This window comes from Acinetobacter sp. BMW17, from assembly GCF_001592855.1.
GTDB lineage: Bacteria > Pseudomonadota > Gammaproteobacteria > Pseudomonadales > Moraxellaceae > Acinetobacter > Acinetobacter johnsonii.
Genome location: NZ_LSOD01000031.1, coordinates 44,809 through 53,598, shown reverse-complemented (window position 1 = coordinate 53,598; position 8,790 = coordinate 44,809). Strand labels below are relative to the sequence as shown.

The window sequence follows — 8,790 nt, the reverse complement described above, 5'->3', positions numbered from 1 at the left end:
TCATCGCCAGCTCATTAATTCAAATCCCCCTCCGCTAATCGCTGAGGGGGATTTTTTTATGCTGAAAATATTAAATAATATACGAATCAATCGTTTAATTGAGATTTATCATAATTAAATAAAATGCCCTAAATAGTCATAATTATTATTTAAATTAAACTTTATATTTTTTATTCCTATTTTGAATTAATTTTTACTCTCAGCTGAATACTATATTTATATGTAATTTAAATTGCGTCTTTATTGTTAAATTTTATTTAATATTAGAAAATCCAAGTATTAATAGTTGGTTTTATTTATTTTTAATACCAATTAAATCATTTATTTAGACTAATGTTGAATTTTTATATCACTATAAATTGTGTGAATATAACACCAAATTACTTTAGTGAATGACTTCTGTTTGGGCTGAATTAGCACATTATAAAAACTGAAGGGCGCTAGTTAAAGTGCAGTGAAACAATAGCTCATAGGAGGTGAATAATGTCAGTTAAAGCAGTGAATGTGAATGATATTATTGATCGTGCAAAATTTTCGGGTTTCCATTTTCAAGTTGTTGCTTGGTGTTTGCTAATTATTTTATTTGATGGTTATGATTTGGCAATTAATGGTGTGGTATTGCCATTATTAATGGAAGACTGGGGCTTAAGTGCTGTACAGGCGGGAATGCTAGCCAGTACTGCCCTAGCCGGCATGATGTTTGGTGCAATGATATTTGGCTCTTTGGCGGATAAAATTGGCCGTAAAAAAGTCATTATGATCTGTATTGTGCTTTTTAGCGGGCTTACCTGTGCAGGTGGTTTTGCATCAAACCCAACAGAATTTGCGGTTTTACGTTTCCTTGCGGGACTTGGAATTGGTGGGGTAATGCCAAACCTTGTTGCGCTGACATCTGAGTATGCACCACAAAAAATGCGTAGTACTTTGGTGACTACGATGTTTAGTGGTTATGCTGTGGGTGGTGTAATGGCTGCATTGTTAGGTGCGTGGTTTACTCCAAGTTTTGGTTGGCAAATTATGTTTTTTATTGCCGGTATTCCATTGTTGTTATTACCTGTTATTTGGAAGTTTTTGCCCGAGTCTTTGACTTTTATTGTGCAACAAAACCGTCAGGCGGAAGCACGTAAAATTGTTCGTCGTTTAGCACCAACAGTGATAGTAAAAGAAGATACAACTTTTGAGTTGCATCAGGTTGATGTGCCAGAGTCTGCAAATGTTGTGAGCTTATTTAAACGTGGGCGCGCAGTAAATACCTTGTTATTTTGGGTGGCGTTCTTCACCTGTTTACTGACTATGTATGCTTTAAGCAGTTGGTTGCCGAAGTTAATGATGGCAGCAGGTTACTCAATGGACAATAGCTTGATGTTTATGATGGTGATGAACATTGGTGCTGTGATTGGTATTGTGGGTGGAGGAATCTTGGCCGATCGCTTTCATTTGAAGCCTGTGCTGATGTGCTTAGGGATGATGGGTGCTGTTGTGATGAGCTTGATGGGCTTTCAATCGAATCAATTCCTTTTATATATTTTAGTATTCTTGGCGGGTGCTGCATCCATTGGTTCGCAAATGCTGCTTTATAGCTATGTCGCCCAGTATTATCCACTTGCTGTTCGTTCAACGGGGATTGGTTGGTCGTCTGCGATTGGCCGTATGGGTGCAATCATTGGACCAATTTTAATTGGTAGTTTGTTGGGAATGAATTTGCCTGCACACTTTAACTTTATTGCAGTGGGTTTACCTGTGTTGATTACTGCTATTGCGGTTGCACTGATTATGCATGAGGATGAATCTGAAAAGATTGGTGCAAGTCAGCCTGCGATTTCGAAAGCTTAAGAGTCATTTAATTGAAAGCCTCCAAATTTTGGGGGCTTTTTGTTATATTGTTTTAATCTTAATAAATTTAAAAAAATGAGTTTTTTTTGAAACGATTGGGTTGGGACTTTTAACAAATTTTCTAAGTGACCTTTTAAAGAAAAAACTCAAGTTTAAGATGAATAAGACTGATGTAGATGAAATCGCTGATCGCTTAAATTTAGTTTTGTCATTAATGAATGAAGGACGAGATGAAAAATTTACTGTAGCTCAGTTTAGTAAAATTTTAGAATTAAAAAAAGTAGGTGATTTAGAGAAGTACTTTATAAATATTGAAGAACTAGAGTTAGAATTTTTAGAAATTTTTTCCCAAACATTTGCAATTAATTATGAGTGGTTAACAGAAGGAAAAGGACATCCTTTTAAGTGCGATCAACAAATTTATATAAGTATTTACGATTGCTTAGAACGTATTGATCAAATAAAACCATTTATTATTTATTTTGTAAGATCCCAAATTTTGCGTGGTGAAACTTGTATTCTATTAGAAGTTAGAGAGCATCATTTTATTGTTCTGAATAGCTATATCCATTTTAGTGAACAGGTTGGATTTGGTGGAGGTTGTGAGCTGGTAGCATTTAGGAAATTAGTGATGGAGTTAATTTTAGTACGTAAATATATAACTAAAGGTGTGATTGTTTCAGATCAAAACTTTAAAAAGTTGTATAAAGGGGAAATTCATCCGAAAGTTGCGTTAATGGCACGTAAGGGTAAATTTGAACATTGGCATGATGATTTTACTGATATTTATAACCAAAGATATGGTTATCGGCATCATGGTAAGTATGATAAGAACTTTAAAGATGCATTTAATATTGTGAAAAATAATATTGAAAAAAATGGAGAGCTTTAATATTTGTTGACCACAGAGTATTTTATGCATTTAATAAATCCAAAGCTTTGGAATAAAATATATGAAACTCAACTCATTCTCCCCAATTCCTGAAAACGATGATGAACTGCATTTACCTGAACTGGTGTATTGGGCATCTTTAGGTGAACTTACTGAAGTGGAAAAAAGTCTCGCCAATGGTGTAGATGTGAACTCCACCGATGATGAAGGCTATAGTGCTCTCCAAGCGGCGGCTGAAAATGGCTATCTAGATGTAGTAAAACTACTGGTTAAAAAAGGCGCGAATGTCCATTACAAAGGTGAATATACTGCGCTTCAACTGGCTGAAATGGCAGAACAAGTAGAAATTATTGAATACTTAAAAAGTCTGTAACTTTTAAAAATGAATAAAAGAGCCTGCTCAATATCAGGCTCTTTTTTTGCATCTTAAATGGACGAATTGGATTCAAGTTCTTTTAATATCGCTTGATTAAAAGCGGGAAGATCTTCTGGACTACGTAAGCTGATGAGCGTCCCGCCACCTACTTTACATTTGTGAACGGCTTCATCGACCCATATAGCACCTGCATTTTTCAGATCGAGTCGTATACTTTGATGCGAAGTCAGATGTTTAGCTTGAATCCGCTCAGCATTAATCAAAACCCAAGGCGCATGACTAATCACAGCTATTGGTTTGGCTTGGTTGCTAAAACTTTGGATAATTTCGAGCGCTTTGGGATGGTGGCGTAATAGATCGGCATTAACTGCACCGCCGGGGATAATAAGCAAGTCGTAGTCGTCATAATGAACATGATCCAAATCGACGGCTGGAGGATAGCTTGCTGCCGAGTCTGAGTCCATTTTGAGAGTTCGAACATCACGAGCTTCAGTCGCAGCATGAATGCATTCTATGCCTTTGGACTGTAGAAAATGGAGAGGCTGAATTAGCTCATCATGTTCTACGCCTATATTTGAGGTTATGAACAATGCTTTTTGAGTCATGTAAATCACCTAAAAAATGTCTATGCTTTAGCCTAACAAAGCAGAATGATACCGATGTTTTGATTTAACGGACTCTTGTAAGTAAGTGAAAGTAGTCGATGCAGTGTTCCGTGTAACTTTAGACTGTGTGAAGGTTTTAATGAGCCTTTTCAATAATTGATATGCATTAAGACATCCATAAAGTTCGAAACTAGACAGAAAATGAAAAACAATCTGCTCAAAAAATGTAGGTTTTTTGAATTTTCTATGCTATAAAAAATAAAACGGCACAAAAATTGCTTATAAAGCGTGCTTTAAAAATAGTTGTATTGATGAGTAGGGTTTTATGAAGTTATCGGTTGGATTGAAAGTTTCGAACTCTTTGTCGCTAACCCCCCAATTACAACAAGCTATTCGATTGCTTCAATTGTCGAGCCTTGAACTTGAACAAGAAATTCAGATTCAACTCGACAGCAATCCACTCTTAGAAAAAGTAGAAGAACAGTCATCTATCGAAAGCTTATCCAGTGTGCAAGAGCAAGAACAGGATAAGAAGGATTTAACCAACGAACTCAACGCCGACCATTTACCCGATGATTTACCAGTCGATACCGACTGGGATGATGTCTATACCCATCAACCGACCAGTTTGGGCGCAGCAGAGTTTGAAGAACGAGAAGATAATCGCCAAGGTCATTTGGGCTTAAAAGAGCATATGCTCGAGCAAATCAATCTGTTGCATTTTTCGCAAGTAGATATGTTGATTGCTTATTGCATTATTGACTCGTTGGACGATAAAGGTTTTTTAGACAGTGATATTTCAGAAATAACGACTTCAGTTCAACATCTTTTAACAAGCATGGACTATGACGACGAAGTCGAAGATGACGAAGTGGTTGTAGTGCTCAAGCATATTCAGCGTTTAGACCCACTCGGAGTTGGGGCGCGGAATCTTGCAGAGTGTTTAATGGTGCAGTTGGAAGCCTTACCAATGCAGACTGCTTGTCGAAATGATGCTATGAATCTGCTGAAAAACTATGAACTATTGATCAGCAATGAACTGGCGAAACTGATCAAACAAACGGGTTTAAATCAAGAGCAGCTCAAGTGTGCGGTTGATTTATTGAAAACCCTAAAAGCGCATCCAGGGCTTGAGTTTGAAGATAAAGACTCAGATTATCAAATTCCTGATGTCGTGGTAATGAAGAAAAACGAACAATGGCAAGTGGCTTTAAATCCTGATGTGATGCCAAAACTTCGTGTGAACTCGTTTTATGCCAATATGATTAAGCGTGCTGATCAAAGTGAAGATAATCAATACTTACGTAATCAAATGTTGGATGCGAAAAACTTTATTAAAAGTGTCGATGAACGCCATAAAACTTTACTGAAAGTGGCGACGTGTATCATTGAACATCAGCGTGCCTTTTTAGAAATTGGTGCTGAAGGGATGAAGCCTTTGGTACTTCGGGATATTGCAGAAGAAGTTGAATTGCATGAGTCAACCGTTTCTCGGGTGACCACCAACAAATATATGCTGACGCCACGCGGCTTGTTCGAATTGAAATATTTCTTTTCAAGCCATGTGGGTACAACGTCAGGCGGTGAGGCATCTTCAACTGCAATTCGCGCCAAGATTAAAAAATTGATTGCTGAAGAGAATGCACGTAAGCCTTTGTCTGATAACGCAATTGCCAATCTGTTAAAGGACGATGGAATTGATGTAGCGCGTCGGACAGTGGCAAAGTATCGCGAATCGTTACATATTCCGTCATCTTCTGAACGAAAAGTCTTGATCTAAAATTTAAAATCTGACTATTCTAGAGGTTCATTATGACAACATAATGAACCTCTTTTTTCTTTAAGGAATGGCTAAAATGATTTGATGTTTCTATGCGTGCTGGTTATTTTGCAGTCATTAAATCGTCTTGGCTTTTCCTCATTAATCCTAATGAAGGTGAGGGATAGATATATGCAAATAACAATTCGTGGACATCATTTGAGCATTACCCCAGCTATTGAAGATACCATTCGCTGCAAATTTGCAGAAATGACCAAGCATATTGATCAGGTGAACAGTATGCAGGTGAAATTAACCAAGGATCATCAGGTCGATAAACATACTAAAAAAGGCAGTAGCAATCATATTGCAGAAGCAATTATCCGTTTGCCGGGCATTGAATTTTTTGCTCAGGCTTCAGCAGATGATATGTATACGTCGATTAAAAAATTATCAGAAAAACTAAAAAGACAGCTCGATAAGCACCGTAAAATGCAGCAAGTTTACCAACCGATCGCTATTTAGTTTGATTTTTATGCAAAAAGAGGTTTTTTAAAACCTCTTTTTTTATATATAAAGTGTGCGGGTTTATGATTTATTTTTCAGATTTATAGTAAAATGGCAGGTTTTTACACCGTTGGTCCTATAAGAGGTCTTTGTGATGAATAGTGAACAGCTCACTGAAATTTTAAAAGCTGCTTTTCCTGAAGCTGAAGTTGCAGTTAGTGGGCAAGGCGGAAAGTTTGACTTACGTATTGTCGACGACCAATTCGAAGGCAAACGTCCTGTTGCACGTCAGCAAGCTGTTTATGCACCATTAAATTCTTATATCGCAAGTGGCGAAGTGCATGCGGTGACTATTCGTGCAATGACTAAAGAAGAATGGCGTAAAGCAAGCTTATTCGGAGCTTAAAATTAGATGGATAAATTTTTAATTCAAGGTGGCACTAAGCTCGAAGGCGAAGTTCGTATTTCGGGTGCTAAAAATGCTGCTTTGCCGTTGCTTGCAGCAATGATTTTACCTGAAACCCCAACCAAGCTCACCAATGTGCCGCATTTAAAAGATGTAAATACCTTGGTGCAGTTGATTGGTGGTCTAGGGATTACCATGACCTACGAAGGTGACACGGTTACTGCGGATACCTCGACACTGGACAATCAGTTTGCACCGTATGAATTGGTGAAAACCATGCGTGCATCTATTTTAGTGCTGGGCCCATTGGTGGCGCGCTATGGTAGTGCAAAAGTGTCTTTGCCGGGTGGATGTGCGATTGGCTCGCGTCCAGTCGATCAACATTTAAAAGCTTTAGAAGCTTTAGGCGCAGAGATTGAAGTTGAAGCCGGTTATGTACACGCTAAAGTTGATGGCCGTCTGAAAGGTGGTGAAGTCGTTTTTGATATGGTGACCGTGGGTGGTACCGAAAATATCTTAATGGCTGCGGCATTGGCAGAAGGCGTGACTACGATTCGTAATGCGGCACGTGAACCTGAAATTACGGACCTTGCGAAAATGTTGATCGCGATGGGTGCAAAAATTGAAGGTTTAGATACTGATACCTTAGTGGTAACAGGTGTTGAAAAACTACATGGCTGTGAATACGCTGTAGTTGCTGACCGTATTGAAACGGGTTCGTATTTGGCTGCTGCGGCCATTACCGGTGGTCGTGTAAAAACCACACATACTGATCCAACATTGATGGAATCAGTTTTAGAAAAGTTTGAAGAAATGGGCGCGGAAGTGACCCGTGGTGATGATTGGATCGAACTGGATATGATGGGTAAACGCCCGAAAGCAGTCAGCTTCCAAACGCTACCACATCCTGACTTCCCAACTGATATGCAAGCACAGATTATGGCAGTTAATGCGATTGGTCGTGGTTTTGCTACTATTTCTGAAACGATTTTTGAAAACCGTTTTATGCACGTACCTGAATTGTCACGTATGGGTGCCAATATTCAGGTCGAAGGTAATGATGCTGTCGTGACGGGTGTAGAGAAACTTTCTGCCGCACCTGTGATGGCAACAGATTTACGCGCTTCTTTCTCGCTGGTGTTAGCTGCACTTGCTGCGAATGGTGAGACGCTGATTGATCGTATCTATCATATTGACCGCGGTTATGAAGATGTCGAAGCGAAATTACAAGGTATAGGCGCCCAAATTAAGCGAGTAAGTTCATGAGCGATATGAGAAACGATGATCCAAATTTTGACGTAATGGGCAATTTTGATCATGGTTTAACATTGGCATTGAGTAAAGGTCGTATTTTAAAAGAAACCCTACCTTTACTTGAAACGGCTGGAATTAACTTACTGGAAGATCCTGATAAGTCACGTAAGTTAATTTTTCCAACCACCCATAAACAAGTCCGTATTTTAATTTTACGTGCTTCTGACGTACCCACCTATGTGGAAAATGGTGCGGCGGATATTGGTGTTGCGGGTAAAGACGTGCTTATGGAACATGGCGCACAAAACGTTTATGAACCACTCGATCTAAAAATCGCAGTATGTAAACTGATGACTGCAGGCAAAGTTGGCATGGAGCGTCCCAAAGGGCGTTTAAAAATTGCCACCAAATACGTAAACTTAACCCGTCAGTACTATGCAAGCTTAGGTGAGCAAGTCGATGTGATTAAGTTGTACGGTTCAATGGAACTTGCACCGTTGGTAGGTTTGGGCGATTACATTGTTGACGTGGTCGATACTGGGAATACTTTACGTGCCAATGGTTTAGAACCTTTGGAAGAGATTTGTAAAGTGTCTTCACGTTTGATCGTGAACAAGGCAAGTTTCAAACGTAAGCAAGTATTGTTAAACCCAATTCTTGCACAGTTAGAAACAGCAGTTGCTGAACGTGAAGCGTTAAAAAACAAATAAGTTGATCTTTTTCATTTAAAGAAACCGCTATCGATGATGGCGGTTTTTTTGTACCTACTCATTTTTTAATATTTTTATTGGATTGAAATACAATAGGATTGAATTTGAGCCAGTTGATTCAAATTGTTAAAAGTATAGACATCACAAGCAGAAATTCGGGATGTCTGCTGGGTGTTATGAAATTGCGCTTCACCTTGAACAATCACATGATGACCCGTTTGATGAATTGCTTGAATATGGAACTCATGCGCGACCGTCGTAAAATAATGCTCGATAGACTGGCAATGCTTGAGCACTTGATCAAAACCTGAAAGCTGTTGTTCACCCACAATTTCCCATGTAATGGTTTCTGAAAAATGCTGTTGGATTGAGCTAAATTGTCCCGTTGAAAAATATGTGGCTATGTCCGTGAGGGTCATCTCTTTTGCCTGTTTTTTAGTCATGTTTA

At 38.6% G+C, this 8,790-nt stretch carries 10 protein-coding genes; 8 read left to right on the top strand and 2 right to left on the bottom strand.

All coding sequences use genetic code 11. The features are described from left to right. Nucleotides 1-483: 483 nt before the first annotated feature. From AXW61_RS10020 to AXW61_RS10010, 3 genes are all read left to right on the top strand, one after another. Nucleotides 484-1,833, top strand: a complete 1,350-nt coding sequence (locus tag AXW61_RS10020) for an aromatic acid/H+ symport family MFS transporter (RefSeq protein ID WP_062034200.1) — start codon at nucleotides 484-486, stop codon at nucleotides 1,831-1,833. Nucleotides 1,834-1,990: 157 nt separating this feature from the next. Next, nucleotides 1,991-2,725, top strand: coding sequence for a hypothetical protein (locus AXW61_RS10015; protein WP_155858668.1), 735 nt, complete (start codon nucleotides 1,991-1,993; stop codon nucleotides 2,723-2,725). 61 nt (nucleotides 2,726-2,786) lie between these two features. Next, a complete protein-coding gene (locus tag AXW61_RS10010) occupies nucleotides 2,787-3,098 on the top strand; it encodes an ankyrin repeat domain-containing protein (protein WP_062034198.1) in 312 nt (103 codons plus the stop codon). A gap of 53 nt (nucleotides 3,099-3,151) precedes the next feature. On the opposite strand, the gene AXW61_RS10005 is transcribed toward AXW61_RS10010, so the two are convergent. Further along, complete coding sequence (locus AXW61_RS10005) at nucleotides 3,152-3,706, bottom strand: DJ-1/PfpI family protein (RefSeq protein WP_062034197.1); 555 nt, start codon at nucleotides 3,704-3,706, stop codon at nucleotides 3,152-3,154. Between the two features lie 325 nt (nucleotides 3,707-4,031). On the opposite strand from AXW61_RS10005, the gene AXW61_RS10000 reads away from it, so the two are divergent. The 5 genes from AXW61_RS10000 to hisG all read left to right on the top strand — a co-directional run bounded on the left by AXW61_RS10000 (nucleotide 4,032) and on the right by hisG (nucleotide 8,342). Beyond that, entirely contained in the window at nucleotides 4,032-5,486 is a 1,455-nt protein-coding gene (locus AXW61_RS10000) for an RNA polymerase factor sigma-54 (RefSeq protein ID WP_005400217.1), read from the top strand. Nucleotides 5,487-5,657: 171 nt separating this feature from the next. Continuing rightward, nucleotides 5,658-5,990: a ribosome-associated translation inhibitor RaiA gene (raiA, locus tag AXW61_RS09995; RefSeq protein ID WP_004695021.1), complete on the top strand. Its 333-nt coding sequence runs from the start codon at nucleotides 5,658-5,660 to the stop codon at nucleotides 5,988-5,990. 136 nt (nucleotides 5,991-6,126) lie between these two features. Further along, on the top strand, nucleotides 6,127-6,378 hold the full coding sequence (gene ibaG, locus AXW61_RS09990) for a BolA family iron metabolism protein IbaG (RefSeq protein ID WP_004695019.1): 252 nt from the start codon (nucleotides 6,127-6,129) through the stop codon (nucleotides 6,376-6,378). Nucleotides 6,379-6,384: 6 nt separating this feature from the next. Continuing rightward, entirely contained in the window at nucleotides 6,385-7,644 is a 1,260-nt protein-coding gene (murA, locus tag AXW61_RS09985; RefSeq protein ID WP_062034196.1) for a UDP-N-acetylglucosamine 1-carboxyvinyltransferase, read from the top strand. Next, nucleotides 7,641-8,342, top strand: coding sequence for an ATP phosphoribosyltransferase (gene hisG / locus AXW61_RS09980; protein ID WP_062034195.1), 702 nt, complete (start codon nucleotides 7,641-7,643; stop codon nucleotides 8,340-8,342). Before murA ends, hisG begins: the two co-directional genes overlap by 4 nt. 74 nt (nucleotides 8,343-8,416) lie before the next feature. Here the strand turns inward: hisG and AXW61_RS09975 are convergent, their stop codons facing one another. Further along, on the bottom strand, nucleotides 8,417-8,785 hold the full coding sequence (locus tag AXW61_RS09975; RefSeq protein WP_240487454.1) for a nuclear transport factor 2 family protein: 369 nt from the start codon (nucleotides 8,783-8,785) through the stop codon (nucleotides 8,417-8,419). Nucleotides 8,786-8,790 lie beyond the last annotated feature (5 nt).